Origin of the sequence: Streptomyces globosus, from assembly GCF_003325375.1 — a bacterium.
Classification (GTDB): Bacteria; Actinomycetota; Actinomycetes; order Streptomycetales; family Streptomycetaceae; genus Streptomyces; species Streptomyces globosus_A.
Genome location: NZ_CP030862.1, coordinates 6,525,406 through 6,552,306, shown reverse-complemented (window position 1 = coordinate 6,552,306; position 26,901 = coordinate 6,525,406). Strand labels below are relative to the sequence as shown.

General features: G+C 72.1%; 26 protein-coding genes, 1 tRNA gene and 1 pseudogene. 15 read left to right on the top strand and 13 right to left on the bottom strand.

Annotated features, from left to right (window positions below):
* Positions 1–135 precede the first annotated feature (135 nt).
* On the top strand, positions 136–897 hold the full coding sequence (locus C0216_RS29050) for a phosphoglyceromutase (RefSeq protein WP_114058103.1): 762 nt from the start codon (positions 136–138) through the stop codon (positions 895–897).
* A 78-nt stretch (positions 898–975) separates the two neighbouring features.
* Here the strand turns inward: C0216_RS29050 and C0216_RS29045 are convergent.
* The 3 genes and pseudogenes from C0216_RS29045 to C0216_RS34795 form a co-directional block, all read right to left on the bottom strand.
* A pseudogene (locus C0216_RS29045) lies at positions 976–2,213 on the bottom strand (tyrosine-type recombinase/integrase).
* 328 nt (positions 2,214–2,541) lie between these two features.
* Positions 2,542–2,766, bottom strand: coding sequence for a helix-turn-helix domain-containing protein (locus tag C0216_RS29040; RefSeq protein WP_114058102.1), 225 nt, complete (start codon positions 2,764–2,766; stop codon positions 2,542–2,544).
* 242 nt (positions 2,767–3,008) lie between these two features.
* Positions 3,009–4,046, bottom strand: coding sequence for a hypothetical protein (locus C0216_RS34795; RefSeq protein WP_246042731.1), 1,038 nt, complete (start codon positions 4,044–4,046; stop codon positions 3,009–3,011).
* Between the two features lie 12 nt (positions 4,047–4,058).
* On the opposite strand from C0216_RS34795, the gene C0216_RS29030 reads away from it, so the two are divergent.
* The 4 genes from C0216_RS29030 to C0216_RS29020 all read left to right on the top strand — a co-directional run bounded on the left by C0216_RS29030 (position 4,059) and on the right by C0216_RS29020 (position 7,314).
* Positions 4,059–4,652, top strand: a complete 594-nt coding sequence (locus C0216_RS29030; protein ID WP_246042730.1) for a UTRA domain-containing protein — start codon at positions 4,059–4,061, stop codon at positions 4,650–4,652.
* Positions 4,649–5,209: an AAA family ATPase gene (locus C0216_RS29025; protein WP_281277962.1), complete on the top strand. Its 561-nt coding sequence runs from the start codon at positions 4,649–4,651 to the stop codon at positions 5,207–5,209. Before C0216_RS29030 ends, C0216_RS29025 begins: the two co-directional genes overlap by 4 nt.
* A 149-nt stretch (positions 5,210–5,358) precedes the next feature.
* Positions 5,359–5,808, top strand: coding sequence for a DUF6422 family protein (locus C0216_RS33635; RefSeq protein WP_162793311.1), 450 nt, complete (start codon positions 5,359–5,361; stop codon positions 5,806–5,808).
* Between the two features lie 735 nt (positions 5,809–6,543).
* Positions 6,544–7,314: a transposase gene (locus C0216_RS29020; RefSeq protein ID WP_114058099.1), complete on the top strand. Its 771-nt coding sequence runs from the start codon at positions 6,544–6,546 to the stop codon at positions 7,312–7,314.
* Positions 7,315–8,012: 698 nt separating this feature from the next.
* Here the strand turns inward: C0216_RS29020 and C0216_RS33980 are convergent.
* Together C0216_RS33980 and phoU are read right to left on the bottom strand one after the other, a co-directional pair.
* Complete coding sequence (locus C0216_RS33980; protein ID WP_174250483.1) at positions 8,013–8,162, bottom strand: hypothetical protein; 150 nt, start codon at positions 8,160–8,162, stop codon at positions 8,013–8,015.
* Between the two features lie 140 nt (positions 8,163–8,302).
* On the bottom strand, positions 8,303–8,980 hold the full coding sequence (phoU, locus tag C0216_RS29015) for a phosphate signaling complex protein PhoU (protein WP_114059005.1): 678 nt from the start codon (positions 8,978–8,980) through the stop codon (positions 8,303–8,305).
* A 211-nt stretch (positions 8,981–9,191) separates the two neighbouring features.
* On the opposite strand from phoU, the gene C0216_RS29010 reads away from it, so the two are divergent.
* Positions 9,192–10,421 (top strand): sensor histidine kinase, encoded by a 1,230-nt coding sequence (locus C0216_RS29010; protein WP_114058098.1) that lies wholly within the window; start codon positions 9,192–9,194, stop codon positions 10,419–10,421.
* Between the two features lie 47 nt (positions 10,422–10,468).
* The gene (locus C0216_RS29005) at positions 10,469–11,149 is read left to right on the top strand and encodes a response regulator transcription factor (RefSeq protein WP_114058097.1); all 681 of its coding nucleotides are present in this window, start codon (positions 10,469–10,471) and stop codon (positions 11,147–11,149) included.
* A gap of 75 nt (positions 11,150–11,224) precedes the next feature.
* On the opposite strand, the gene C0216_RS29000 is transcribed toward C0216_RS29005, so the two are convergent.
* Positions 11,225–11,899, bottom strand: coding sequence for a DUF461 domain-containing protein (locus C0216_RS29000; RefSeq protein WP_114058096.1), 675 nt, complete (start codon positions 11,897–11,899; stop codon positions 11,225–11,227).
* A gap of 625 nt (positions 11,900–12,524) precedes the next feature.
* Between C0216_RS29000 and C0216_RS28990 the strand changes: the two genes are divergently transcribed.
* The 6 genes from C0216_RS28990 (at position 12,525) to C0216_RS28965 (ending at position 18,997) form a co-directional block, all read left to right on the top strand.
* Positions 12,525–13,007: a CarD family transcriptional regulator gene (locus tag C0216_RS28990; RefSeq protein ID WP_114058094.1), complete on the top strand. Its 483-nt coding sequence runs from the start codon at positions 12,525–12,527 to the stop codon at positions 13,005–13,007.
* Between the two features lie 435 nt (positions 13,008–13,442).
* Positions 13,443–14,189, top strand: coding sequence for a 2-C-methyl-D-erythritol 4-phosphate cytidylyltransferase (gene ispD / locus C0216_RS28985; protein WP_114058093.1), 747 nt, complete (start codon positions 13,443–13,445; stop codon positions 14,187–14,189).
* Complete coding sequence (gene ispF / locus C0216_RS28980) at positions 14,179–14,703, top strand: 2-C-methyl-D-erythritol 2,4-cyclodiphosphate synthase (RefSeq protein ID WP_114058092.1); 525 nt, start codon at positions 14,179–14,181, stop codon at positions 14,701–14,703. The genes ispD and ispF overlap by 11 nt, the downstream gene beginning before the upstream one ends.
* Before the next feature lie 137 nt (positions 14,704–14,840).
* Complete coding sequence (gene cysS / locus C0216_RS28975) at positions 14,841–16,241, top strand: cysteine--tRNA ligase (protein WP_114058091.1); 1,401 nt, start codon at positions 14,841–14,843, stop codon at positions 16,239–16,241.
* Between the two features lie 100 nt (positions 16,242–16,341).
* Positions 16,342–17,298 carry a 23S rRNA (guanosine(2251)-2'-O)-methyltransferase RlmB gene (rlmB, locus tag C0216_RS28970; protein WP_114058090.1) on the top strand — a complete coding sequence of 319 codons (957 nt, stop codon included), beginning with the start codon at positions 16,342–16,344 and terminating at the stop codon, positions 17,296–17,298.
* A 148-nt stretch (positions 17,299–17,446) separates the two neighbouring features.
* Positions 17,447–18,997: a DoxX family protein gene (locus C0216_RS28965; RefSeq protein WP_114058089.1), complete on the top strand. Its 1,551-nt coding sequence runs from the start codon at positions 17,447–17,449 to the stop codon at positions 18,995–18,997.
* A 71-nt stretch (positions 18,998–19,068) separates the two neighbouring features.
* Here the strand turns inward: C0216_RS28965 and C0216_RS28960 are convergent, their stop codons facing one another.
* The 3 genes from C0216_RS28960 to C0216_RS28950 all read right to left on the bottom strand — a co-directional run bounded on the left by C0216_RS28960 (position 19,069) and on the right by C0216_RS28950 (position 21,634).
* On the bottom strand, positions 19,069–19,863 hold the full coding sequence (locus C0216_RS28960; protein ID WP_114058088.1) for a nucleotidyltransferase family protein: 795 nt from the start codon (positions 19,861–19,863) through the stop codon (positions 19,069–19,071).
* Positions 19,864–19,942: 79 nt separating this feature from the next.
* Entirely contained in the window at positions 19,943–20,356 is a 414-nt protein-coding gene (locus tag C0216_RS28955) for a hypothetical protein (RefSeq protein WP_114058087.1), read from the bottom strand.
* 186 nt (positions 20,357–20,542) lie between these two features.
* Entirely contained in the window at positions 20,543–21,634 is a 1,092-nt protein-coding gene (locus C0216_RS28950; protein ID WP_114058086.1) for an ABC transporter ATP-binding protein, read from the bottom strand.
* 284 nt (positions 21,635–21,918) lie between these two features.
* On the opposite strand from C0216_RS28950, the gene C0216_RS28945 reads away from it, so the two are divergent.
* A tRNA-Thr gene (locus tag C0216_RS28945) sits at positions 21,919–21,995 on the top strand.
* A gap of 93 nt (positions 21,996–22,088) precedes the next feature.
* Here the strand turns inward: C0216_RS28945 and C0216_RS28940 are convergent.
* From C0216_RS28940 to C0216_RS28925, 4 genes are all read right to left on the bottom strand, one after another.
* The gene (locus tag C0216_RS28940; RefSeq protein WP_114058085.1) at positions 22,089–23,468 is read right to left on the bottom strand and encodes an NAD(P)/FAD-dependent oxidoreductase; all 1,380 of its coding nucleotides are present in this window, start codon (positions 23,466–23,468) and stop codon (positions 22,089–22,091) included.
* Between the two features lie 127 nt (positions 23,469–23,595).
* Positions 23,596–24,099, bottom strand: coding sequence for a hypothetical protein (locus C0216_RS28935; RefSeq protein ID WP_114058084.1), 504 nt, complete (start codon positions 24,097–24,099; stop codon positions 23,596–23,598).
* Between the two features lie 99 nt (positions 24,100–24,198).
* Positions 24,199–24,819 (bottom strand): response regulator, encoded by a 621-nt coding sequence (locus C0216_RS28930; RefSeq protein ID WP_114058083.1) that lies wholly within the window; start codon positions 24,817–24,819, stop codon positions 24,199–24,201.
* On the bottom strand, positions 24,816–25,973 hold the full coding sequence (locus C0216_RS28925) for a sensor histidine kinase (protein WP_246042926.1): 1,158 nt from the start codon (positions 25,971–25,973) through the stop codon (positions 24,816–24,818). Before C0216_RS28925 ends, C0216_RS28930 begins: the two co-directional genes overlap by 4 nt.
* Before the next feature lie 321 nt (positions 25,974–26,294).
* Between C0216_RS28925 and C0216_RS28920 the strand changes: the two genes are divergently transcribed.
* Positions 26,295–26,855, top strand: a complete 561-nt coding sequence (locus C0216_RS28920; RefSeq protein ID WP_114058082.1) for a GlcG/HbpS family heme-binding protein — start codon at positions 26,295–26,297, stop codon at positions 26,853–26,855.
* Positions 26,856–26,901 lie beyond the last annotated feature (46 nt).

Here is a 26,901-nt window from a genome sequence, read left to right as displayed (position 1 = left end):
GTAAGCGCCTCCCCGGCAGTCCGCACCCTACGGTTCGGGGCATTCCGGAAGCCACCGGATTGACGCGCACCGTCAATCCGCGAGGGCCCCGGCACCGCGTGCCGCCCGCCGGAGGCGTCCATTAGGCTCCTGTGCATGGCCGACGCACCGTACAAGCTGATCCTGCTCCGCCACGGCGAGAGCGAGTGGAACGCGAAGAACCTGTTCACCGGCTGGGTGGACGTCAACCTCAACGAGAAGGGCGAGAAGGAGGCGGTCCGCGGCGGTGAGCTGCTGAAGGACGCCGGCCTGCTCCCCGACGTCGTGCACACCTCCCTCCAGAAGCGCGCCATCCGCACCGCGCAGCTGGCCCTGGAGTCCGCCGACCGCCACTGGATCCCGGTCCACCGCTCGTGGCGCCTGAACGAGCGCCACTACGGCGCGCTCCAGGGCAAGGACAAGGCGCAGACCCTCGCCGAGTTCGGCGAGGAGCAGTTCATGCTGTGGCGCCGCTCCTACGACACCCCGCCGCCGCCGCTCGAGGACGGCACCGAGTTCTCCCAGTCGGACGACGCGCGCTACGCGACGATCCCGCCGGAGCTGCGCCCCCGCACGGAGTGCCTGAAGGACGTCGTCGGCCGCATGCTGCCGTACTGGTACGACGGCATCGTCCCGGACCTGCTGGCCGGCCGCACCGTCCTGGTCGCCGCGCACGGCAACTCGCTGCGCGCCCTGGTCAAGCACCTGGACGGCATCTCCGACGCCGACATCGCGGGCCTGAACATCCCGACCGGCATCCCGCTCTCGTACGAGCTCGACGCCGACTTCAAGCCCCTCAACCCGGGCGGCACCTACCTCGACCCGGAGGCCGCCGCAGCCGCCATCGAGGCCGTCAAGAACCAGGGCAAGAAGAAGTAAGAAAAGTGATCATGCCCCTGACCTGCGCTCGCAGCGCGGATCAGGGGCATTTTCGCGTTCTGGGCCCACGCTGGGCCCTCAGCGCGGAGAGTCGTCCAGCCTCAGGGCCCTGCCGAGAGCCTGCCGTGCGCGGTCGCGGCTGCTCGGCATCAGGTGGGCGTAGACCTTCAGCGTGAGCCCCGGATCCGAGTGGCCCAGGTACTCGCTGACGGCCTTGATGCTCTCTCCGGCGTCCAGCAGCACCGAGGCGTAGAAGTGCCTCAGGGCGTGCATCCCGTGTTCTCGCGCGGCGGCGTGCCCCCCGGCTCTTCGCCGTGGGGATGACGCCCACCTTGGCCAGTGCGGGCTTCCAGTGGTCCTCGTTCAGGGACGTGCGCCAGACGTGCCCTCCCAGCGGACCCGTGAAGAGCAGCCGCTTGGTCACCGGCGGGCCGCCGGCGCGCATCCAAGGCAGCATGATTTCCACCGGCGGGAAGAGCTTCATGTGGGCCTTGAGCGCGTCCGCCACGGGGTCGGGCAGGGGGACATCGCGCAGTTTGCCGCCTTTAGGCGGGGCGAAGACCGGCTGGCTCAGGCTCAGTTTGAGCTGCTGCACGACGTGCAGCGTGGCGTTGTCGAAGTCCAGCTCTTCGACGGACAGCCCGAGGATCTCGCCCTGTCGCAGACCGCATCCGGCGCCCACGTCCACCATGGGCTGAAACCGCTCGACCAGCGCGGCGTGCACGGCGAAGACCCGTTCCGGCGACCACGGGACCACGCGCCGGGCGCCCATCTCGGGGAGCGTTACCGTGCGCGAGTTGCAGGGGTTCCGGGGGAGGCAGCCGTCTTCGACGGCCGCGCTCAGGATCGCGCGCACGTTGGAGAAGATGACGCGGGCGTACGAGCCGGACATGCCGGAGGCTTCGAGCTGCGTCACGAACTCGCGGATGTGGCTCGGCTGGAAGGAGCCCAGCGGGCGGGTCCCGATGCGGGGGAAGGCGTGCAGCTTGAGCTGCGACTGCATGGACGCCTTGGTGTTCGGGTCGCCGCTCTGGCTCGCCAGCCACCGCTCCGCGAACTCCTGGAACGTCGTACGGGCGGCGTTCGGGTCGATGTACTGTCCTCGGGCCACGTCCGCGCTGATGCTGCTGAGCCACTGCTCGGCGAGGCGCTTCTGACCGTCGGCGAAGGACTTGGACTTCCGCTTGCCGTCCGGTGCGAAGTAGCGGGCTCGGTAGCGGAGGCCGCTGCCGTGGCGGGCGGTCTTGGTACGGATGGTCTTGCCGTTCGCGTCGGGTCTCGGTCTTGAACCAACGGTCTTGGATGCTGCCGGCCATGCGGACTGTGTCCTCTCGGGGATGGGTGATGTGCCGCCCTTCGTGAAGGGAGGCATGGAGGTGCCGTGAAAGCGGCTATGGAGGGAATTCGAGGCGGCTGGGGGAGCGCGCCCCAGCGCCGTGACGGGGGGCGTGACGGCCGTGACTCGGGCGGATCGCAGGTGTCCCGCCGCCGGGCTGCTAGGTGCTAACGGGCAGGTCAGAAGCCCTTTGGGGTGCTAGACCTAGCAGGCGGGGCTGCTAGGTCTAGCGGCACTGCGACGGGTGGGCGTGACGGGGGTGTGACGGCGAGCGTGACGGAGGTGTGACGCCGTGACGGGCCGCCGGGTCAGGCGGCGGAGTCGGTGGCTTCCTGGTGCTGGACCCAGACACGGACGGCGGCGGGGTCGTAGCGGACGTGGCGGCCGACACGGAAGCCGGGAGGGCCGGTGCGCTGCTTCCGCCAGCGGTAGACGGTCTCGATGGGGACGGAGAACATCGCGGCGATGTCCTCGGGGGTGAGGTGGGGGTCCGGGAGTCCGGCGCGCAGGGTCTCGATCGGCTTGTCGGTCATGGGGATGGGTGACTCCTCGTGTCCGGTGTGCGGAGTATGGGAGTGGTGCCAGTCGCCGTCATCAGAGAGCGGGTGTATCTCAGCGTCCGCAGCGTCCTAGCGTCCGAGCGCTCCCGTTCTCGCAGGTCAGAGCAGGTTGGGGGAGCGGACGCTGGAGCGGACGCTGCGGGCGTTGGCCGGCGGTAGCGTCCGCAGCGTCCCGCCGTGTGCGGGCCGCCGGTTTGCGGCCCGGTCCGGCATCGTCAGTGCAGGTCGGGAGCCCTGTGGCCGTGTCCGATCGGGGCCACAGGGGGCCACAGCGGGTCTGTCTCGGGGGTGGACGCTGTCTCGTTCGGAAGGTCGGTGCGGGTGAGGATGAGGAGCTTGTGGCGGTGCCGGTCGCGGCTCCGCTGGGTGTCGTCCACGGTGATGCCAACAGTCCGCAGGAGCGGGGCGAGGCGGCGGACCCTTCCGCCAGCGCGGGTGGCGTCCTTGGGCCAGGTCGGCGGCCTGATGCCGCCGGGGGGCTGGACCTGTTCCAGGAGCATGGCCGCGGTGCCGGTCCAGGTGCCGAACTGCTCGACCAGGGCGACGACGGCAGAGCCGAACGGGTCGCCCTCCAAGGCGTCTCCGCCGACGTTCGCCGAAGTGGCGAGGTAGTCGTCGAGGGTGTTCCAGCCCATGACCTGGTCGACGGCGGCAAGCACGCGGGCGAAGTCGGCCATGCGCGGCATAGTCGCCAGCTTCACGTTCGGCAGCACGGCAAGCACGGTGGCCAGCAGGTCGAAGAGCGAGCCGAGGACGGCCGGGCGGACGGCTTCGAACGCGGTGTCCAGCTCCTCCTCCGTGCGGCGTCGGCTGGGGTCGATCAACTGGAGGTCCAGCATCAGCAGCCGCTCGGCGAGGTCCCCGGCGAACGCCCCGGCGTCGATCGTGGTCATCGACAGCACGCGGCGGAACGAGAGGACCACGACGTCGTCGTCCGTGTACAGGGCCCGGTCCACGATCCCGTCCCCGGTCACCGCCTTGCATAGGGTGTCCGACAGCCAGGTGGGGATGGAGGAGACATTGTCCAGGCACAGGGCCCAGGAGTTGAACGCCTGCGTCGACCACGCCTTGACGTCCCGCGGCTGCGATCGCTTGGCGGCCGGGGAAGGGTCCACGAGGTTCACGACCATCTGCGCGGTCTTCGACTTGCCCGTGCCCTGCTCGCCCTTGAACGTGATCACCGGGTGAGGGATGTTCGGCATCCACGCGGCGATCAGCCAGGCGACGAGCTGCCGGAACGCGGACTCGTCCATGTTGAACAGGCTGTGGAGCATCGAGAGCCCGTCGCCCGGGGAATCCACGGCATCGGCACCGAGGTGATCGACCGCCCCGCCCCCATGTCGTCGGGGGCGCAGCGCCAGGACCGCGGCCGCCGCAGCGGTTCAAGTTGGGGCGCGGGCGAACGGTCCGACTCCCACGCAGCGGCGGTCGTTCCGGCGCCGGCCGACGTGGCCCACGTGCTGGACATCGCGCCGGGGGCGGAGGTGATCCGTCGTAGCCGCGTGTACCGCGACCGCCACGGCACCGTCGCGCACTCCACGTCCTGGATTCCGGTGCAGTATGGGAGGCTCGTCCCCCAACTGGCGGAGAGCAAGCGCCTGACCGGCGGAACATCCCTCCAGCTCATCGCGCAGGCCACGGGGCGGCCGATCACCCGCCGGCTCGACTCGGCATCTGCCCGCCTACTCACACCCGCCGACGCGGAACTCCTCGAACTGGACCCTGCAAACCCGCCCGCGGAACCAGTGGTCGTGATGACCACGAAGTTCGTCGACAGCGGCGACCACATCGTCGAGTACGGCGTAGACCTCGGCGGTCCCGGCCGGACGTGGCTCACGGAATCGGAGGTCACACAGTGACGGAGGACTCGACCGGTCGGCCCCTGTGCGTACTGATGGCCGGACTTCCGGGCTCGGGCAAGACAACGCTCTCCCGCGCGTTCACGGCGCGGGGCTTCGTCCGGCTCTGCCCCGACGAGGAGATGTTCCGGCGGCATGGCGTATACGGCGTCGACTTCCCCCGGGGCACCTTCCCGACCCTCGAACGCCCCGTGCTCGAAGAGATCGCCGTAGAGCTCCGCGACCACCTTCTGGCGGGTCATAACGTGGTGGTGGACCACGGATTCTGGACGCCCGACGACCGCGCCCGATGGCGAGGAATCGCTGCAGACGCCGGCGCGATCGTCGTGCTCGTCTACCTGGAGGCGAGCCACGAGGAACTCTGGACCCGTGTCCGCGAGCGGAATGCTCGGCACGCGGCAGACCCGAACTCTATCTACTTTTCCGAGAGCGACCTGATCCGTTACCGGAGCAGGTTCATCCCGCCGCAGACGGACGAGCCGCATCTCGTCTACGGCGGGGACCCGGATTCCGTGCTCAAGGCCTTGGGAGAAGTAGGACTGGCCAGCGAGCGCTAGGGTGCGTTTCGAAAGCGCTGGGTAAAGCTCTTTTCAGCAGGCGTCCCGACGGCACCACCATCGGCTGACCAATCGGGTGGCGAGCCCGCGTCGGCAGGCGGATATTGGGTTGTGGCAGCTCGGGGTTCCGTTGGCACGGGGGTGTCGTGATGACGAACGTTGAGGAGCCACAGGCCCGCGCACAACAAGCGCGCATACAGTACGAGGTGTGGTGCCCGCAAGACGGAGGCGTTCTAGACGACCTCGGCGCATACTATAATCCACAGGATGTACATAGTGCCGCGGCAAGGCACAACGCCGATTTCACCCCACCTCACAACGCCGTAGGGGTTGTGTACGTACCGCCTTGGGACGAGCTGTTGAAGCCGCTCACCGGCGACCAGGTGGAGACGCTGCAGAAGGCCTCGCTGCTCGTCATCGGCGCGCGAGAGGAGGCAGCCACCCTCCTGGCGCGAGCGGGAGCGGCGGATTTCAGCGACGACTTTTTCAGGAGCCCGTGTCGTAGCCCTCGGTGCGTCTGTCCGCAGTACCAGGGCCGTGACGAGACGACGTGCGAGCGAGGAAGTTGCCGGCACTCGGCGGCACAGCACGCGACTTGACCGAGCGCCGTGGGTGCTGTGCGGGAATTTCGAAACACGCCCTGGGTGTATTGATCACGAGCGTTGTTAACAGCCCGGGTCTTGATCATGGCGAAGACCTCCGGTGTGGTGGAGGTGTCACTGCACCGCACACGGAGGTCCTCGTGTCCCACCGTAATGCCCGGCTGACCGTTCACGGCAGGTGTCAGGGGGGTGGCATGGCCAGGTGTCAGAGCGCGTGACACCGCGTGTGCCTAAGGGTTTGGGTGTCACGGGCCGTGACGGTGTCAGGCGTCAGGCGAGGTGTCAGGCGACGGCTGGGAGCGGGAGGGGATAGAAGGAACGCCGCGGGCGTACGACCTTCGGCAGCTCGCTCCGCTCGCGCTGCGCGGCCCACCGCCGAAGCGAGGCCGTCGGCGCGGTGCGGCTTGTCGCTTTTGTCGCGGGTCCTGTCGTCCGGGTCCCGCAGACGGCGCCGAAAAGGCCCAGCAGGGCTGTGACCAGGGGCGCGACAAGCGACAAGACAAGCGACAAGGCGCGACAAGCGACAAGCAGGACGACAAGCAAGAGGAGCACCCCCGCGCGGGCCGGCGTGCTCCTCTTGCTTTGTCGGCAGCAGGCACCTTGGCGAGATCGGGCGGGCCAGCGTCCAATGACTTTCTGCCCTCCAAGAGCCACCTGACCTGGTCTGATGCTCTTCGAGGGGAGGCTAAGGGCTGTCCCGTAAGTGCTGGTCGCGGGTGAGATGATCTTGGTGTGGCTGGTGTGATCACGGCGTCTGAGCCGTCCTGGATAGCCCCGTTCACAGGGTTGAGCCCGCGACAGTTCGGCAAGCTCGTCACCGCGCTGCGTCGGGAGGGTGCGGACCCGGTGCGCAAGGGCCGGCCGTGGAGCCTGCCGCTGGAGGACCGGGTCCTGCTGGTCGCCGCGTACTGGCGCACCAACCTCACCCTGCGCCAACTCGCCCCGCTGTTTGGGGTGTCAAAGTCGGCCGCCGACCGCATCATCGACCACCTCGGACCCGCGCTCGCCCTCCAGCCACGCAAGCGGTTCCGCAAGGACACCGTGCTGATCGTGGACGGCACCCTGGTACCCACCCGCGACCACACGGTGGCCGAGCAGTCGAAGAACTACCGGTATTCCACCAACCACCAGGTCGTCATCGACGCCGGCACCCGGCTCGTCGTCGCGGTCGGCCGACCGCTGCCCGGCAGCCGCAACGACTGCAAGGCGTGGGAGCTGTCCGGCGCGAAAGACGCCGTCGGCAAGGCCACGGTCATCGCAGATGGCGGCTACCGCGGCACCGGTCTGGTCATCCCGCACCGCCGCGAGAAGGGCCAGAGCGAACTCCCGGCCTGGAAGGAGGAGCACAACGCCTCCCACCGCAAAGTCCGTGCCCGTGTGGAGCACGTCTTCGCCCGGATGAAGGGCTGGAAGATCCTTCGCGACTGCCGCCTGAAAGGCGACGGTGTCCACCACGCCATGCTCGGCGTCGCCCGCCTGCACAACCTCGTCCTTGCCGGGTGACACAGAAACCAGCAGACCACCAGGCACGCCAGAGATCATTTACGGGACAGCCCTTAGGTAGAGCGGACGCTGCGGACGCTCGCGGACGCTGAGTCCTTCAACTAGCGTCCACCCGGAATGTGCAGGTCAGAGGCGGCACCGGGCGTACCGTGGACGCTGCGGACGCTGTTTTCCTTCAACTCTCTGGGGGCAGGGAAGGGCTTTTCAGGACCGGGGGCCGCGGAGGAGACGCACCAGCGTTCGCCGCTCTGAAAAGCCCCTTCCGGAGCTTCACGCAGCCGCAGCCGTCCAGGTCATCAGGCCGTTGACGGTATACCTTCGGCGGACACGAAAGAGTCCACATCGGCCGGGCGGGCCAGTGGGCTCTTCTGCGCTGGCAACGAGCCGGTAGTCGCACGCCGGCCGACCTTGAAACAGCCTTGGGCGCCGAAGAGTCGTCCGCCGTAGGCGGTCCTTCTCGGGCCCCAAGCTGGGCCCTCTCTGGGCCCTCCGCCGCCGACCGACGATGGCCACTACTGACCAACAACGGCCGCTCGACCGCAGGTCACCCAGGGTGTACGGCTCTCTGACCAGGGGCGGAAAACGGGCCCCTCAGACCCAGGGCAAGAAGAAGTAACCAGCCCGAAGGAGCCCCCGGTCCGCGCGTCGTACGCAGGCCGGGGGCTCCTCGGTGTCGGGCGGGGGCGTGATGGGCGGGGTCAGCCGCCGCACTGGCAGGGGGCTCCGGACTGGCAGCCGCAGCCGCAGCCCGAGCCGCAGCCGCAGGCCGCGAGCAGCGGGAGCCGCAGCGGCTCCGGAGCCGGCTCCCGGTCGGACTCCGGCGTGACGGGGACGGGGGAATCGGGCATGGTTCCTCCTCGCAGGCGGTGTACGCGTGGGCCTACTGCCTTCCGCCTCATTCATGCCCAGCCGCACGGGCGCGTCAACGGCGCACAGGGGCTCGGCGGCGCCCGCCCGGTGTCGGGGCGCCGCCCGCCCGCCTGGCTGCTCAGACGTCCTCGGGCTGCACCGGCGTCTGCAGCTCGTCCGCGTGCTCGCCCGTCACCAGGTACACGACGCGCTTGGCCACCGACACCGCGTGGTCCGCGAACCGCTCGTAGTAGCGGCCCAGCAGCGTCACGTCCACCGCCGTCTCGATGCCGTGCTTCCAGCGGTCGTCCATCAGGTGCTGGAACAGCGTGCGGTGCAGCTGGTCCATCTCGTCGTCGTCCGTCTCCAGCTGGAGCGCGAGGTCCACGTCCTTCGTGATGATCACCTCGGCGGCCTTCGCCATCAGCCGCTGCGCCAGCTGCCCCATCTCCAGGATCGTCGCGTGCAGGTCCCGCGGGACCGCCGCGTCCGGGAACCGCAGCCGCGCCAGCTTGGCCACGTGCTGCGCGAGGTCGCCGGAGCGCTCCAGGTCGGCGCTCATGCGCAGCGACGTCACCACGATCCGCAGGTCGGTGGCGACCGGCTGCTGCCGGGCGAGCAGTGCGATGGCGCGGGCCTCCAGGTCGTGCTGGAGGTCGTCGATCTTCTGGTCGGCCGCGATGACGCTCTCGGCGAGCTTCAGGTCGGCGTCGAGCATGGACGTCGTGGCCCGCCCGATGGCGGAGCCCACCAGCCGGGCCATCTCGACGAGGCTCTCGCCGATCGAGTCCAGTTCCTCGTGGTACGCGTCACGCATGGTGTCCCTCTCTTGGCCTACTGCGCGGTGCCCGGGGGCCGGCCCGGATGCGGGCTCGAACCCCACGGTGACACGCTGGACGGCGTACGCGTCCGACTCCGGCACCGGAAGTGAATCGGCTCCGTCGCCGCGGTGAACTCTGGGCGACGACTGTTCGAGGCGCCCCCCGAACGGCTGGGGAAGTGCCGTCGCGCCTGCTTAACCTGGATGCATGGACGTGAACGCGGCGGTCGCCGCAGCCGCAGCGATCGCCGGTGCCTGCACCGGTGTCGTCGCCACGCTGGCGTTCCGCTGGAGCGAGCGCGACCAGGCGCGCCCCACCCGGAGCTCCATGCGCCCCGACCTCAACGCGGTGCTCCCGCCCGGGGTCGACACCGTGCTGTCGGTGCTCCGCTCCTCCGCCGTCGTCCTCGACGAGGGCGACGCCGTGGTCAAGGCGAGCTCCGCGGCGTACGCGCTCGGGCTGGTCCGCGGCGGCAGGCTCGCCTCGGAGCCGATGCTGCACATGGCCCGCGACACCCGCCGCGACGGGGAGATACGCCAGGTCGAGCTGGACCTGCCGCGCCGCGGCACCGGCCGCGGGGAGGCCCTCGCCGTCTCGGCGCGCGTGGCGCCGCTGGGGTCCCGGCTGGTGCTGCTGCTGGTCGAGGACCTCACGGAGGCCCGCCGCATCGAGGCCGTGCGCCGCGACTTCGTCGCGAACGTCTCGCACGAGCTGAAGACGCCGGTGGGCGCGATCTCCCTGCTGTCCGAGGCCGTCATGGACGCCGCCGACGACCCCGAGGCGGTCAGCCGCTTCGCAGGCCGCATGCAGATCGAGGCGACCCGCCTGATCAACCTCGTCCAGGAGCTCATCGACCTGTCCCGGGTGCAGAACGACGACCCGCTGGACGACGCCGAGCCGGTCCGCGTGGACACGCTGGTGGAGGAGGCGATCGACCGCTGCCGCCACACCGCGTCCGCGAAGCACATCACGATGGCCTCCGGAGGCACCGCCGACCTGCGCGTCTGGGGGCACCGCGGCCAGCTCGCGGCGGCCCTGGGCAACCTGGTGGAGAACGCCGTCAACTACAGTCCCGCCCGGACCCGCGTCGGGATCGCCGCCCGCCGCGTCACCGCCCCGGGCGGCGACCTGATCGAGATCTCCGTCACCGACCAGGGCATAGGCATCCCCGAGAAGGACCGCGAGCGGATCTTCGAACGCTTCTACCGCGTCGACCCGGCCCGCTCCCGCGCCACCGGCGGAACAGGCCTCGGCCTCGCGATCGTCAAACACGTGGCGGCCTCCCACGGCGGGGAGGTCAGCGTGTGGAGCTCGGAGGGCCAGGGCTCCACGTTCACGCTGCGGCTGCCCGAGGCTGCCGCGTCCCCGGGCCCCGCCCGCACCCCGGCAGGGGAGGCGGAACCGTCGCCCACCCCCGGCCACCCGACTCCCGCCTGACCCAGCAGAACACCAGAACCGCCCAACCCTGCCCCGGAGGTCCTTCCGTGACCCGTGTGCTCGTCGTCGAGGACGAGGAATCCTTCAGCGACGCCCTCTCCTACATGCTCCGCAAGGAGGGATTCGAGGTCGCGGTCGCCGCGACCGGGCCCGACGGCCTCGACGAGTTCGAGCGCAACGGCGCCGACCTCGTCCTCCTCGACCTGATGCTGCCCGGCCTGCCCGGCACGGAGGTCTGCCGGCAGCTGCGCGGCCGCTCCAACGTCCCCGTCATCATGGTGACCGCGAAGGACAGCGAGATCGACAAGGTCGTGGGGCTGGAGATAGGAGCCGACGACTACGTCACCAAGCCGTTCTCCTCGCGCGAGCTGGTCGCCCGCATCCGCGCGGTCCTGCGCCGCCGCGGCGAGCCGGAGGAGGTCGCCCCGGCCGCGCTGGAGGCCGGCCCGGTCCGCATGGACGTCGACCGGCACGTGGTGACCGTCGGCGGGGCCAAGGTGGACCTGCCGCTGAAGGAGTTCGACCTGCTGGAGATGCTGCTGCGCAACGCCGGCCGCGTGCTGACGCGCATGCAGCTGATCGACCGGGTGTGGGGCGCGGACTACGTCGGCGACACCAAGACCCTCGACGTGCACGTCAAGCGCCTGCGCGCCAAGATCGAGCCGGACCCGGGGGCGCCGCGCTACCTCGTCACGGTCCGCGGCCTCGGCTACAAGTTCGAGCCGTAGGCCGCTGTCGGCACCTGTGGGAAGGGCCCCGTCCGCGTGCTGCGGACGGGGCCCTTCCGTGTGGCTGCCGGGGCCTCAGTGGCCGGCGGCGTGCGACGCGGAGCCCGAGGGCGACGCGGCCGGGGAGCCCGAGGCCGCACCCGAGGGGGTGGCGGCCGGGGAGCCGGACGGCGAGCCCGACGGGCCGGCGGACGGCGAGGCGGCCGGGCTGCCGGAGGCGGACGGGCCGGCGGCGGGGGCCTCGGTCGGGCCGAAGGGCGCGTACATGCCGGTGTTCGGGAAGACGAACGCCTCGAGCTCGACGTCGCCGGTGCTGCTCAGCTTGAAGACGACCTTCTGGACGTCGCCGTCCTCCACGGCCTCGCTGCCGCCCTCGATCACGGCGGACGGGTTGCCCTTGCCGCCGAGGACGACGGAGCCGCCGGCGGGGACGGTGACCTTGCCGGCGGCGCCCTCGGCGCCCTTCAGGACGACCTTGCCCTTGGAGCCCGGGAGGGTGATCGCGTCGATCGTCTGCGGCTTGTCGCCCTCGTTGAAGAGCGTCGCGGAGACGACGGCCGAGCCCTTGCGGTCCTTGCCGGTGATCACCAGCGCGTTCTGGACCATGATGTCGCCCTTGGAGGCGCGGGCGTTGTCCGGCCTGATCTTCAGCGTCTGCGCATCGTTGCCCGCACCGCAGGCGGCCAGCGAGGCGATCGAGAACACGACGGCGGTGGCGGCGAGGGCGCCGCGTCGAAGGCTGCGGCTCACGGCGGCGGCAACTCCTTGGACGTACGGAACGGAAGGTGGTCGGTCCCGGGGGCGGCCGAGGTAAAGCCGCCCTAAGGGTGTGTCAGCGCGCTTAGGTTACCGAGCCGCCGCCCCGCCCCCGCACCCGACCCTCCGCAGGGGAGGGGCTCCGCTGCCCAGGCCCCGCGATCGCGCATTCCGCGGACCGCCGGGCGCCCGTTCCGCCGGCGACGGGCGCCGGCACTTCCCGGTCCGTTCATGTGCCGTCCGCATATAGCGCTCCGGCCCCCGGTGATCAATTCCGGGATTCCCTCGAACGCTTCTCCGTGATCAATTCCGGGATTGGGCCGGAACCGCTCCGTTCGGGTGGCCGGTAGTCGAACGGAGTAGTTCGGTTTCCCGACCTCGAACCCGGCAAAACGGGACGTACATCACACCGGCGAGGTCACCCGGGAGGTGTAACGTGGCCGTTTCGCCCGGTCCGCACAGCGCCTCCGACCTGCGAATACCCCCCTTCCGGAGCCCTCCGCAGCACGTTCCCGCCGGAGTTGTCAAGCCCCGAGATGTGCCCTGACCTGCGAAAACGCCATTCATAACAGTCAGTTCTCGTGTTACCCTGGATAGCCACGGAAGGGGTACCTGTCACATGACGTTCAAGGTTGGCGACACCGTGGTCTATCCCCATCACGGGGCCGCGCTGATCGAGGCCATCGAAACTCGCCAGATCAAAGGCGTGGACAAGACCTACTTGGTGCTCAAGGTCGCCCAGGGCGACCTGACGGTTCGTGTGCCTGCCGACAATGCGGAGTTCGTCGGCGTTCGCGACGTAGTCGGCCAGGACGGGCTGGACCGGGTCTTCGAGGTGCTGCGGGCACCGCTCAACGAGGAGCCGACGAACTGGTCCCGTCGCTACAAGGCAAATCTGGAGAAGCTCGCCTCCGGCGACGTCATCAAGGTCGCCGAAGTGGTGCGCGACCTGTGGCGCCGCGAGCGCGAGCGCGGGCTGTCCGCCGGTGAGAAGCGGATGCTCGCCAAGGCGCGCCAGATCCTGGTCAGCGAGCTTGCGCTCGCGGAGAACACCAACGAGGACAAGGCCGAGGCCCTCCTCGACGAGGTTCTCGCGTCCTGACGACGCGCAGACCCGCAAGCAGCCGTGCCGCGGTGCCCGACGACCGGCCTCCCCGATGGGAGGCCGTTGCCGGGCGCTGCGGCATGTCTGCACCCGCACGCCGCACCTCGCAGCGCGCCCGTACGCGAGCGCACGCCGTCCCGCACACACGACGCCGTACGCAGACCTACGTGATCCCGCGCAGCCCCCGACGGCGCGCTGCCGCGCCGCCCGGTCCCGCGCCGTCCTGAGCCGCACTCGGCGCACCCGCGCCCACGGCACCCGCACGACGCGATACCCCGACCCGACCCGATCCGACTGACCGACCTCTTGTGCCGGGTCCGGGCAGCCGGCTCGACCGGTCGTCACGGAAGGGGCGAGGGCGTCGCACCCGGCACTCCCCAGGGCCATACCCATGTCGGCCGAAGTCACAAACCTTGGCTCGGAGCTACTTCAATGTCTGACGAAACGCGCCCCCAGCGCACCGCCGCGGTGATCCCCGCCGCCGGCCGCGGGGTACGCCTCGGCCCCGGCGCCCCCAAGGCCCTGCGGGCCCTCGGCGGCACCCCGATGCTGATCCACGCCGTCCGCGCCATGGCCCGCTCGCGGGCCGTCCGCCTGGTCGTCGTCGTCGCACCGCCCGACGGCACTGCCGAGGTGCGCCGCCTCCTGGACGAGCACCCGCTGCCGGACCGCACCGAGCTGCTGGTCGTCCCCGGCGGCGACACCCGCCAGGAGTCCGTCGCCGCCGGCCTCGCCGCCCTCCCCGACGACATCACCTGCGTGCTCGTCCACGACGCCGCGCGCCCCCTCGTCCCCGTGGACACGGTCGACGCCGTCGTCGAGGCGGTCCGCGACGGCGCTCCCGCCGTCGTCCCCGCCCTGCCCCTCGCCGACACCGTCAAGGAGGTCGAACCCGGCAGGCCGGGCGAGCCCGAGCCGGTCGTCGCCACCCCCGAGCGCGCCCGGCTGCGCGCCGTCCAGACCCCCCAGGGCTTCGACCTGGCCACCCTGCGCCGCGCCCACGAGGCCGTCGCCGTGTCCGGCGAGGGCGCCACCGACGACGCCGGCATGGTGGAGCGCCTCGGCACCACCGTCGTCGTGGTCCCGGGCCACGAAGAGGCCTTCAAGGTCACCCGTCCGCTCGACCTGGTCCTCGCCGAGGCCGTACTCGCCCGCAGGAGGGCCACCGATGCCTACTAGCCCCGCCCCCGCCCCGGTCCCGTCTGCGGCCCCGCTCCTCCCGCTGGTCGGGATCGGCACCGACGTCCACGCCTTCGAGGCGGGCCGCGACCTGTGGTGCGCCGGCCTGCTGTGGGAGGGAGAGGACGGCCTCGCCGGCCACTCCGACGGCGACGTCGCGGCCCACGCCGCCTGCGACGCCCTCTTCTCCGCCGCCGGAGCCGGCGACCTCGGCGCCCACTTCGGCACCTCCCGCCCGGAGTGGTCCGGCGCCTCCGGCACCACCCTCCTCGCCGAGGCCGCCCGCATCGTCCGCGCCGAGGGCTTCGAGATCGGCAACATCGCCGTGCAGGTGATCGGCGTCCGCCCCAAGATCGGCAAGCGGCGCGAAGAGGCGCAGAAGGCGCTCTCGGCCGCCGCGGGCGCCCCCGTCTCCGTCTCCGGCACCACCACCGACGGACTCGGCCTCACCGGGCGCGCCGAGGGGCTCGCCGCCATCGCCACCGCACTGGTGTACCGGTCGAACCCGGCCTGACCGCCGCAGTCCGTCCGTACCGGGCGCCGCTCCCGGCGGCGCCCGGCTCGACGGGGGCTCCCCGCCGCGGCCGCAAAGCGCCGCCGCGCCCCCGAAAGGGTCGCGGGGCACTGCCCGCGGCGCACTACCCTGGTGCCGTGACTATTCGCCTGTACGACACCAGCGCCCGGCAGATCCGCGACTTCACCCCGCTCGTCGAGGGCTGTGTCTCGATCTACCTCTGCGGTGCCACCGTGCAGGCGGCCCCGCACATCGGGCACATCCGCTCCGGCCTCAACTTCGACATCATGCGCCGCTGGTTCGAGTACCGCGGCTACGACGTCACCTTCATCCGGAACGTCACCGACATCGACGACAAGATCATCAAGAAGGGTGCCGAGCAGGACCGCCCCTGGTGGTCCATCGGCTACGAGAACGAGCGCGCCTTCAACAGCGGCTACGAGGCCCTCGGCTGCCTCCCGCCCACGTACGAGCCCCGCGCCACCGGCCACGTCCCCGAGATGATCGAGATGATGCGCGGCCTCATCGAGCGGGGCCACGCCTACGAGGCCGACGGCAGCGTCTACTTCGACGTCCGCTCCTACCCGGGCTACCTCGCGCTCTCCAACCAGGAGCTCGACAACCTCCAGCAGCCGAGCGAGGAGGGCATCACCGGCAAGCGCGATCCCCGCGACTTCGCCATGTGGAAGGCCACCAAGCCCGGCGAGCCCGACTGGGAGACGCCGTGGGGCCGCGGCCGCCCCGGCTGGCACCTGGAGTGCTCCGCGATGGCGCACAAGTACCTCGGCAGCGCCTTCGACATCCACGGCGGCGGCCTCGACCTGGTCTTCCCGCACCACGAGAACGAGATCGCCCAGGCCAAGGCGTTCGGCGACGACTTCGCCTCCTACTGGGTGCACAACGCCTGGGTCACCATGTCCGGCGAGAAGATGTCGAAGTCCCTCGGCAACTCGGTCCTCGTCTCCGAGATGGCCAGGAACTGGCGCCCCGTCGTGCTGCGCTACTACCTCGGCACCCCGCACTACCGATCCATGATCGAGTACAGCGAGGAGTCGCTGCGCGAGGCCGAGTCCGCCTTCGCGCGCATCGAGGGCTTCGTCCAGCGCGTCGTCGAGAAGGCCGGCGGCCCCGTCGAGCCGGCCTCCGAGGTCCCGCCCGCCTTCGCCGAGGCCATGGACGACGACCTCGGCGTCCCGCAGGCGCTGGCCATCGTCCACACCACCGTCCGCCAGGGCAACAGTGCGCTCGCCGCCGACGACAAGGACGCCGCCATCGCCCGCCTCGCCGAGGTCCGCGCCATGCTCGGCGTCCTCGGCCTCGACCCCCTCGACCCGCACTGGTCGCAGGAGGCCGACCGCGGCGACGACCTCCACGGAGCCGTCGACACCCTCGTCCGCCTCGTCCTCGACCAGCGCGAGTCCGCCCGCGCCCGCAAGGACTGGGCCACCGCCGACGCCATCCGCGACCAGCTCCAGCAGTCCGGACTCGTCATCGAGGACAGCCCGTCCGGCCCGCGCTGGACCCTCGGACCCCGCTGACCGGACCCGCCCGGACCAGCTCTGTTGTGCCGCCCGGCCCCCCGGGCGGCACACTCTTCATACGTACGTACCGCAGCACCAACGAAAACAGGTAGAGGTCATGGCCGGGAACAGCCAGCGCAGGGGACGCCGCACGTCCAACAAGAAGGGCCCCACGGTCGGAAGCGGCGGCCAGCGGCGCAGGGGCCTGGAGGGCAAGGGCCCCACGCCCAAGGCCGAGGACCGCAAGGGCCACAAGAAGTTCCGCATCGCCAACGCCGCGGCCAAGCAGGCCGCCAAGCGCCGCCCCGCGCCCCGCCGCGGCGGCGCCAAGGGTCAGAGCGAGATGGTCGTCGGCCGCAACCCCGTCTTCGAGGCCCTGCGCGACGGCGTGCCCGCCACCACCCTGTACGTGCAGCAGTTCATCGACAACGACGAGCGCGTCCGCGAGGCCCTCCAGCTCGCCGGCGAGCGCGGCAACATCAACCTGATGGAGGCCCCGCGCCCCGAGCTCGACCGGATGACCGGCGGCCTCAACCACCAGGGCCTCGTCCTCCAGGTCCCGCCGTACGAGTACGCCCACCCCGAGGACCTCACCGAGGCCGCCTACGACAACGGCGAGGAACCCCTCATCGTCGCCCTCGACGGCGTCACCGACCCCCGCAACCTCGGCGCGATCGTCCGCTCGGTTTCGGCCTTCGGCGGCCACGGCGTCGTCATCCCCGAGCGGCGCGCCGCCGGCATGACCGCCGGCGCCTGGAAGACCTCCGCCGGCACCGCGGCCCGCACGCCCGTCTCCCGGGTCACCAACCTCACCCGCGCCCTCCAGGACTACAAGAAGGCCGGGCTGACCGTCGTCGGCCTCGCCGCCGAGGGCGAGCACTCCGTCGCCGACCTCGACGCCCTCGCCGGGCCCGTCGTCATCGTCGTCGGCTCCGAGGGCAAGGGCCTCGGCCGCCTCGTCGGCGAGAACTGCGACTACCTGGTCCGCATCCCCATGCCGGGCGGGGCCGAGTCCCTCAACGCCGGTGTCGCCGCAGGCGTCGTCCTCTACGAGGCCGCCCGCCGCCGCTCCTGAACCCGGGCGGCTTCGGCCGATCGGCGCACCGCCGGTGACCCGTGAGCGTGCCACCCCGCCCCCTTTGGGCGGGGTGGCTTGATCTTGACGGGTCTCGGACACAAGAACCCCGTCAAGGCAGTGTCCTAAACACTGATCACTCGGTTAGATGAGTGTGGACACAAGAACGTCAGGGTTCGACGACCAGCCCGCGCTGAGCATGGTCAAGGTGCCGTGCGACCCCGCACAGGTCATCGTGAACCACGCCAGCTTCCGCGTGCGGCTCGCACCGAGCCCGAGCGCGCGTTCCAAGCCCGCGAACATCCCCGGCCGGGCACCCGTCCTCGGCGCCGCCGCTGCGGCCGCCGGAGCCGCCGCCGGCCGCCGCCGGGCCCCCGTCGTCTGGAGCGGCAAATCCGCCCAGGGCGACTCCGCCGCCATGGGCGGCCTCCTCCAGGCCGTACGCGAACACGGCCGCGGCCACCACGAACACGACAGCGGCGCCACCCAGGTCATCCCCCGGATCGACCTCGCCCGCGACCTCACCGACGACACCGTCCCCACCCCCACCGTCATCGGCCAGCGCACCTACGGCGACCCCGACGAGACCCGCTCCCTGCCCCCCGTACGGGACCTCCGCGCCCCGTACGCCGGCGGCCCGGGCGGCCCGGGCGGCCCGGGCGCACACCCGGACGACACCTTCCGCCGCACCCCAGCCGACAGCCGCGCGCAGGCCTCGTACTACCCCGGACGCCGCATGAACCTCGGCGTCGTCCTCCTCCCGCTGCGCGTCTTCCTCGGCTTCATCTCCATCTACGCCGGCATGGGCAAGCTGTGCGACCCCGTCTACTTCGACGGCGGCGAACGCGGCTCCATGGTCACCTGGCTCCGCACCCTCCACCCCTGGGCCCTGGCCGAGCCGCTCCGCGACTTCGCCCTCGCCCACCCCGTCGGCGCCGGGCTCAGCGTCGCCTTCCTCCAGGTCATCGTCGGCGTCCTCACCGTCCTCGGACTGTGGCAGCGCCTCGCCGCCTGCATCGGGGCGCTGCTCTCCGCCGCCCTCCTGATGACCGTCAGCTGGAAGACCGTCCCCGCCTACGACGCCCCCGACATCATCTACCTGGCCGCCTGGAGCCCCCTGATCATCGCCGGCGCTCCCGTCTACTCCCTCGACGGACGCCTCGCCGGCGAGGCCTGGCGGACCCTCGGCCCCCGCTCCGAGCTGTGGACCCTGCGCCGCCGCGTCCTGCGCCGCGGAACCATCATGGCCACCGTCGTCTGCGGACTCACCCTCCTCATCGGCTCCCTCCTCGGCGGAGCCGTCCGCTCCAGCACCGTCGTCACCGTCCCCGGCCCCGGCGAGGCACCCAGCAACTACCTTCCGGGCTCCCCGCTCCCGAAGCCCCCCGCCGCGTCCCGGCAGCCCCGGCAGCAGCAGTCCCCGACCCAGCAGCCCTCCAAGTCCCCGGAGCCCACCGCCACCCCGTCCCCCTCGGCGAAGTCGGGCCGCACCACCTCGGGCACCACCTCGCGGCAGACCTCCGGCACCGGCTCCCAGCCCACGGCGTCGACCCGCACCGGCAGCAGCTCCAGCACCGGCACGGCCCCGAAGCAGTCCACCCCCAAGCCCCCGTCGAGCGGCACCGGCACCCGCAGCGGCTCCACCGGCGGCGACACCCCCTCCACAAAGCCGGGCCTCGTGGGCGGCCTCCTCGGCTGACACACCGGCACCACACGAGCGGGGCCCGGCGCGCGGACAGCGCGCCGGGCCCCGCTTCCGTGCAGCCCCGCTCAGGAGCCGCTCTGCGCGGCCAGTTCGCGGGCGGCCTCCGACAGGTCCTTCGCCGTGTCGATCGCGCGCCAGTACGCGCCCTGCGGCAGGGGGAAGCCGGCCAGGCGGCGTTCGCGGGCCAGGCGGGGGAACGTCGTCCGCTCGTGGTCGCCGACGTCCGGGAGGAGCGCCGCGAAGTCCGGCGCGAACACGTACACCCCCGCGTTCACCTGGTACGGCGACGGCGGGGCCTCGATGAAGTCCAGGACCTGCCCGAACTCGTTCGTCTCCACCACCCCCCACGGGATCCGCGGCCGCGCCAGCGCCAGCGTCGCCACCGCGCCGCGCTCCGCGTGGAACGCGGCCATCTCGCGCAGCGAGAAGCGCGTCCAGACGTCCCCGTTCGTCGCGTACCAGGGTGCGTCCGGGGACGGCAGGTGCCGGGCCGCGTACTTGAGGCCGCCGCCCCGGCCGAGCGGCTCCTCCTCCACCACCGTCGTCACCCGCAGCGGCAGCTCCGCCCCGGCCAGCCATTCCTGGAGGACGCCCGCGAGGTGCCCGCAGGACACCACCGCGTCCGTCACCCCCTCCGCCGCCAGCCACGCCAACTGGTGCCCGATGATCGGCACTCCGGTGCCGGGGATCTCCACCATCGGCTTCGGCCGGTCGTCCGTATACGGCCGCAGCCGCGACCCCTGACCGCCCGCCAGGACCACCGCCTGGGTGGGGGCCTGCGCGAGCGGGGCCGGGATCGCGGCCGCGGAACGGGTGGAGCGGGTGGAGCGGGATGCGGTTGGCGGTGGCGCGTCGGTCATGGCCGCCAGCGTAGGCGCCCGCCCGGGGAAGCCGGACCGGGCGCCGCCGACCGGGACGCCGGGAATCCGGCGGCCGGCGTCAGCCCATCGACGCCACGCCCGACGCGTACGACGTGTCGCAGACGGGGCGCGCGTACGACTGCGCCTTCGTCGGGCCGTACGCCTCCACGGCGGCCCGGCCCAGTGCACGCGCGATGCCCGCGCAGTGGCCCGCCAGCGACGGCCGCCGGTCCACCTCCTGCTGCAGGTGCATCAGGACGTCACCCGGCTGCTCGCCCGCCCGGAGTTCCCCGAGGAGCTTGTCGCGCAGCACGTCCTGGGGGGCGCGCGGCTTCGCGGGCACGGAGACGTCCTCGGCGGACGCGGTCAGGATCCGGGACGAGCTGTTGTCCGCCCACGGGACCATCGTGACCGCGAGGGTCCCGGACAGGACCATGACGACGGGCAGGACCAGGGCGAGGGATCGGCCGATTCGGCGGGCAGTGTGGGTCACGAGGGGAGAGTAGCGCTCGGTGCGTAACCGGCGACAATTAGTCACCCGGTCGAGGGACGGTTCGACGTGGTTTTTCGATTCCCGTGTTGACGAGGCGGGTGTGGAGGGCCGGGGAAAGGGGAAAGGGGTGCCCCCTCGGCGGGGGCACCCCTTCACACGGCACCGGTGTCCGGCCGGCGCGCGCCGTCAGTCGGACAGGCGGGCGCCCGTCGAGGTGGAGAACACGTGCATCTCGCCGGCACGCGGCACGACGTGCAGGCTGGAGCCCTTCTCGGGGACGTTGCGGCCGTCGACGCGCACCACGATGTCCTGGCCGCCGCCGTCCGCCTTCTCGGTGCGGCCGTACACGTAGCCGTCCGCGCCGAGCTCCTCGACGACGTTGACGGTGATCGTCAGGCCGCCCTCGGTGCCGATGTCGAAGTGCTCGGGGCGCACGCCGACCGTGACGGTGCGGTCGCCGGCGTCCGCGGCCGCGGTGATCGCCTCGCGCGACACCGGGACGACGGTCTCGCCGAACTTCACGCCGCCGTCGGCGATCGGGACCTCGACCAGGTTCATGGCCGGGGAGCCGATGAACCCGGCCACGAAGAGGTTCGCCGGGCGGTCGTACATGTTCCGCGGCGTGTCCACCTGCTGGAGCAGGCCGTCCTTGAGCACGGCGACGCGGTCGCCCATGGTCATGGCCTCGACCTGGTCGTGCGTGACGTACACGGTGGTGATGCCGAGGTCGCGCTGGAGCGCGGCGATCTGCGTACGCGTCGAGACGCGGAGCTTGGCGTCGAGGTTCGACAGCGGCTCGTCCATCAGGAACACCTGCGGCTTGCGGACGATTGCGCGGCCCATGGCGACGCGCTGGCGCTGGCCGCCGGAGAGCGCCTTCGGCTTGCGGTCCAGGTACTGGGTGAGGTCGAGCATCTTCGCCGCGTCCTCGACCTTGCGGCGGATGGTCGCCTTGTCCTCGCCGGCGATCTTCAGGGCGAAGCCCATGTTGTCGGCGACGGTCATGTGCGGGTACAGCGCGTAGTTCTGGAACACCATCGCGATGTCCCGGTCCTTGGGCGGCAGGTGGGTGACGTCGCGGTCGCCGATGCGGATGGCGCCGCCGTTGACGTCCTCCAGGCCGGCGAGCATGCGCAGCGAGGTGGACTTGCCGCAGCCGGAGGGGCCGACGAGGACGAGGAACTCGCCGTCCTCGATCTGGAGGTCGAGGGCGTCGACGGCGGGCTTGTCGCCGCCGGGGTAGAGCCTGGTCGCCTTGTCGAAGGTGACGGAAGCCATGCGGGTGCATCCCTTCTACCGGCAGGAACGTGCCGGACGATCCGAGTGGAAGGAAGTGGGTGGTCTGGTCCGCAGAGCGGACTTCCGCCCGACGCTACCCCGCATTCCGCCTCCTGTCAGCACCCGCCCCCGCGTGACGTCCGCCTCGGCGGGGGCCGCGCGGTCGCGTGGCCGGAGGGGGAACGGGTGGCCGATCGGCTACACGGAGGCGGAAAAGTGCTTCGCGGCGCGGGTGGGCGGCTGTGTAAAGTGAGGGTGATTCTGTGCGCTGCGCAGCGTCACATGCCTCCTTAGCTCAGCTGGCCAGAGCACCGCTCTTGTAAAGCGTAGGTCGTCGGTTCGAATCCGACAGGGGGCTCCATTCCAGGTCAGAGCCGCTCTGGCCGAGGGAATTCGTACAAGAGTGGAAGACCCCGGACCTCTGGTCCGGGGTCTTTCTCGTGTGCCCGCGGGGTCAGTGGCGGCCTGCGATGCGGTTCGCCAGGCGGGCCAGGGGGGTGGTCGTGGGGGTGTGGGTGGCGGTCTCGCGGCGGTCGGCCTCGCGGTAGGCGGCGTACAGGGCGTGGACGCCGAGCCAGCGGAAGGGCTCGGGCTCCCAGCGGCGTACGCGGTGGTTCACCCAGGGAAGGGCGGTCAGCTCGGTGGTGTCGCCGAGGACCAGGTCGCGCAGGGTACGGCCGGCCAGGTTCGAGGTGGCGACGCCGGAGCCGACGTAGCCGCCGGCCCAGCCCAGGCCCGTCGTGCGGTCGAGGCTGACGGTGGCGCACCAGTCGCGGGGGACGCCGAGGACGCCCGACCAGGCGTGGGTGATCTCCACCCCGGCGAGGGCGGGGAAGAACGCCGTCAGGAGGCGGGTGAGGGATGTGATCGTCGAGGCGCTGGTGCTGCCGTCGTTGTCGGTGCGGGAGCCGAAGCGGTACGGGACGCCCCGGCCGCCGAGGGCGATGCGGCCGTCGGCGGTGCGCTGGGCGTACATGTAGGCGTGGGCCATGTCGCCGAGGGTCTCCGCGCCGTCCCAGCCGATGCGCTGCCAGGTGGATTCGGGCAGCGGGGCGGTGACGATCATCGAGGAGTTCATGGGGAGCCAGGAGCGCTTCTGGCCCGTGAGGGAGGCGGTGAAGCCCTCGGTGCAGCGCAGGACGAACGGGGCGCGGACGGTGCCGTAGGGGGTGGTGGCGCGGCGGGGGGCGAGGCCGGTGACGGGGGTGGACTCGTGGAGGGTGACGCCGAGGCGTTCGCAGGCGGCGGCGAGGCCGCGGAGGAGTTTGAGGGGGTGGATGCGGGCGCCGTGCGGGGTCCAGGTGGCGCCGACGGCGTCGGCGACGTCGATGCGGGCGCGGGTCTCGGCGGCGCCGAGGAGGAGGCGGTCGGTCTCGCCGAAGGCGGCTTCGGCTTCGTGGAAGGCCTTGAGGCGGGCGAGTTGGGCCGGGGTGCGGGCGACTTCGAGGACGCCGCCGTGGTGGATGTCGGCGTCGATGCCCTCCTTGGCGGCGGTCTCGATGACCTCGGTGACGGTGGCGTTCATTGCCTGCTGGAGGCGGCGGGCCGCGGGGAGGCCGTGGAGGCGGGCGTACCGGTCGCGGCCGGCGATGCCGTTGTAGAGCCAGCCGCCGTTGCGGCCGGAGGCGCCGTAGCCGCAGGTCTTCTGCTCCAGGACGGTGACACGGAGGTCGGGTGCGGCGGTCTTGAGGTGGTACGCGGTCCACAGGCCGGTGTAGCCGCCGCCGACGATGACGACGTCGGCCGTGGTGTCGCCGGTGAGGGGTGCGCGGGCGGGCGGGGTGGCGCCCGGGTCCGCGGCGTGCCAGAAGGAGATGCCGCCGTTGATCGTCATGGGGGAGTTGGTACACCCGGGGCAGGGGGGTGTCCAGGGGGCGGGATGTCGCGTTTCGGGGCCGCGGAGCAGGCCGTTTGCCCGTTGTGGCCGCCCGGACGCCCCCTCTGGCGACGGGTCAGGCGGGTCAGGCCGGGACGCGGGGGAAGCGGGACTGGAGGGTCCAGATGGCCGGGTTGTCGGCGAGGCCCTCGTGCATGTCGACGAGGTCGGCGATGAGGTCGTGGAGGAAGTCCCGGGCTTCGCGGCGCAGGAGGCGGTGGCTGAAGGTCAGCGGGGGTTCCTCGGGGGCCATCCAGTCGGCTTCGATGTCGACCCAGCCGAAGCGGCGTTCGAAGAGGATGCGGTCGGTGGACTCGGTGAAGTCGAGCTCGGCGTGGCGGCGGTCGGCGGAGCGGCTGCCGCGGGGGTCGCGGTCGAGCTCCTCGACGATGTCGCACAGCGCCCAGGCGAAGTCGAGGACGGGGACCCAGCCCCAGGCCGTGGACACTTCCCGGTCGGTTTCGGTGTCGGCGAGGTAGACGTCGCCGCAGAAGAGGTCGTGGCGCAGGAGGCGGACGTCCGCGGTGCGGTAGTCGGTCTGCGGGGGGTCGGGGAAGCGTCGGGAGAGGGAGTAGCCGATGTCGAGCACGCAGCCGATGGTGTCACGGGGCCCGGGTGCCCCGCCGCGGCGCCCCCGGGTGCGGCGCGCGGTCCCGTTCCGGATGCGGGCCGGCCGCGCGTCTCCCGGTCAGGGGAGGAGGCGTTGTTCCTTGGCCACCGAGACGGCGCCTGCGCGGGTGTCGACGCCGAGTTTGTCGTAGATGCGGCCCAGGTGGGTCTTCACCGTGGCCTCGCTGATGAACAGGGCGCGGGCGATGTCGCGGTTGCCGAGGCCGCGGGCGAGTTGGCCGAGGATGTCGAGTTCGCGGTCGGTGAGGGTGGGGCGGGTGCCGCGCATGGCGGCCATGACGCGGCCGGCGACGGGGGCGGAGAGGGTGGTGCGCCCCTGGGCGGCGGCGTGGATGGCGGCGAAGAGCTCCTCGGGGCGTTCGGCTTTGAGGAGGTAACCGGTGGCTCCGGCGCCGATGGCGCGGGTGATGTCGGCGTCGGTGTCGTAGGTGGTGAGGACGAGGACGTGGGGCGGGTTCGGGGCGGCGGTGATGCGGCGGGTGGCTTCGACGCCGTCGATGCCCTCGCCGAGCTGGAGGTCCATGAGGACGACGTCGGGGCGGAGGCGGGCGGCGAGGGCGACGGCCTCCTCCCCGCTGCCTGCTTCGCCGAGGACGTCGATGCCGGGGGCGCTGGCGAGGAGGGCGAGGAGGCCGGCCCGGACGACGGCGTGGTCGTCGCAGAGGAGGAGGGTCGTCATGGGTGGTGCTCCAGGGGGATGGCGGCGGAGAGGACGGTGCCCTCGCCCGGGGTGGATTCGACGGTGAGGGTGCCGCCGAGCCGGCCGAGGCGGGCGCGCATGGCGGGGAGTCCGTGGCCGCGCCCGGCGTCGGGCCCGGGGGCGGGGCGGGCGGTGCGGGGGGCGCCGGCGGCGGGGAAGCCGCGGCCGTCGTCGGCGATGTCGAGGACGACCTGGTCGCCGAGGTAGGTGAGGGTGAGGGCGGCGGTGCGGGCGCCGGAGTGCTCGCGGATGTTGGCGAGGGCGCCCTGGGCCACGCGGAGCAGGGCCGACTGGACGCGGTCGGGGAGCGGGACGGGCGTCCCTTCGAGGTGGAAGCGGACGGCGACGCCGGGTCCGGCGTCGAGGGTGCGGAGGGCTGCGGGGAGGTCGGCGCCGCCGGCGAGTTCGGTGGGGGCGAGGTCGTGGACGAGGCGGCGGGCCTCGGCGAGGCCGCGGGCGGCGATGCCGTTGGCGGTGCGGACGTGGGCGCGGGCGGTGGCCGGGTCGGCGTCCCATACGCGGTCTGCGGCCTGGAGGAGCATCTGCTGGCTGGAGAGGTGCTGGGCGAGGGTGTCGTGGATCTCCATGGAGAGGCGCTGGCGTTCGGCGAGGGTGCCTTCGCGGCGTTCGGTGGCGGCGAGTTCGCGGCGGGTGCGCAGGAGGTCGTCGATGAGGGTCCGCTGGGCTTCGGCCTGGCGTTCCATGTGGACGAAGACGGCGGTGGCGAGCGCGGCGACGGCGGGCGGGGCGACGAGGAGGTTGGGGTCGAACTCGTCGGCGAGCCGGAGCTGCGCGGCGACGACGAACGCGGTGAGGGTGGCGACGAGGACGATCGCGGCGCGCGGCGGGAGGGTGCGCAGGGCGGTGAAGAAGAGGGGGACGGCGCACCAGGCGAAGCTGGGGGCGAGGTCGACGAGGACGGCCCAGGTGGCGGTGACGAGGCCGAGCCAGGCGAGGCGGCGCAGGGTGGGGGCGGCGCCGAGGGCGGGGCCGAGGACGTACAGGAGGGCGAGCGCGAGGCCGAGGGCGATGATCCACGGGGTGTCGGGGGAGCCGGGGTGGCGCAGCAGGTAGCGGGCGACGGAGGCGGTGAGGAGGAGGAAGAAGGCGGTGTGCATGACCGCCGCCAGCATCCGGGTGCCGCCTTCGCGTGCGGGGGCGGGGCGGGGGTGGGTGGTCACGGCGGGCTCCCGGTGGGGCGTGGCTGCTCGGCTCCATCGTGCCCGGTGGCGGGCGGTGGCGCCTCCAGCCAACGGGAGGGCGGGCGGGCGCGCATCAGCCGATCGGACGACCCGGGGGTCGTCCGGTCCGGGCGGGGAGGCGAGCCGGTACGGGGACGTGGGGGAGGGGGGTGCGGGCTGAGGCTGGAGGTGTCCCGACGGGCCGGCGCACGGCGTCCGGCAGCGGTGGCCGGCGCAGCGGCGCGGCCGTCGACGATCCCAGGAGCAGCAGAGATGAAGACCCGCACCCGTGTTCTGACCGGTACCGCCCTCGTCGTCGCGCTCGGCGCCGGCACGTTCGGCGCGGTGAGCGCCAACGCGGCGCAGTCGGCGCCGGCGGCGGCCGCCGCGGCCCCGGCGAAGAAGGACGGTGCGGTGGCCGGCAAGGCGTTCACGACGACGACGCACCTGACGGTCGACGCGGCGGCGCGAGCGGCGCAGGCGGCGCTGGAGGCGGCGCGCAAGGAGAACCAGCGGGTGACGGTCGCGGTGGTGGACCGCAACGGCAACACGATCGTGACGCTGCGCGGTGACGGCGCGGGCCCGCAGTCGTACGAGTCGGCGGAGCGCAAGGCGTTCACGGCGGTGGCCTGGAACGCGCCGACGTCGGTGCTGGCGGGCCGGCTGGCGCAGGCCCCGAACCTGAAGGACATCCCGGGGACGCTGTTCCTCGGCGGCGGTGTGCCGGTGCAGGCGGAGGGCGCGCCGGTGGCGGGCATCGGTGTGGCCGGTGCGCCGAGCGGCGAGCTGGACGAGAAGTACGCGAAGGCGGGTGTGGACGCGCTGGCGAAGTAGGCGTCCGGCGGGTGCGGCCGCGGCGCCGGGCGGAGGCCCGGAACCG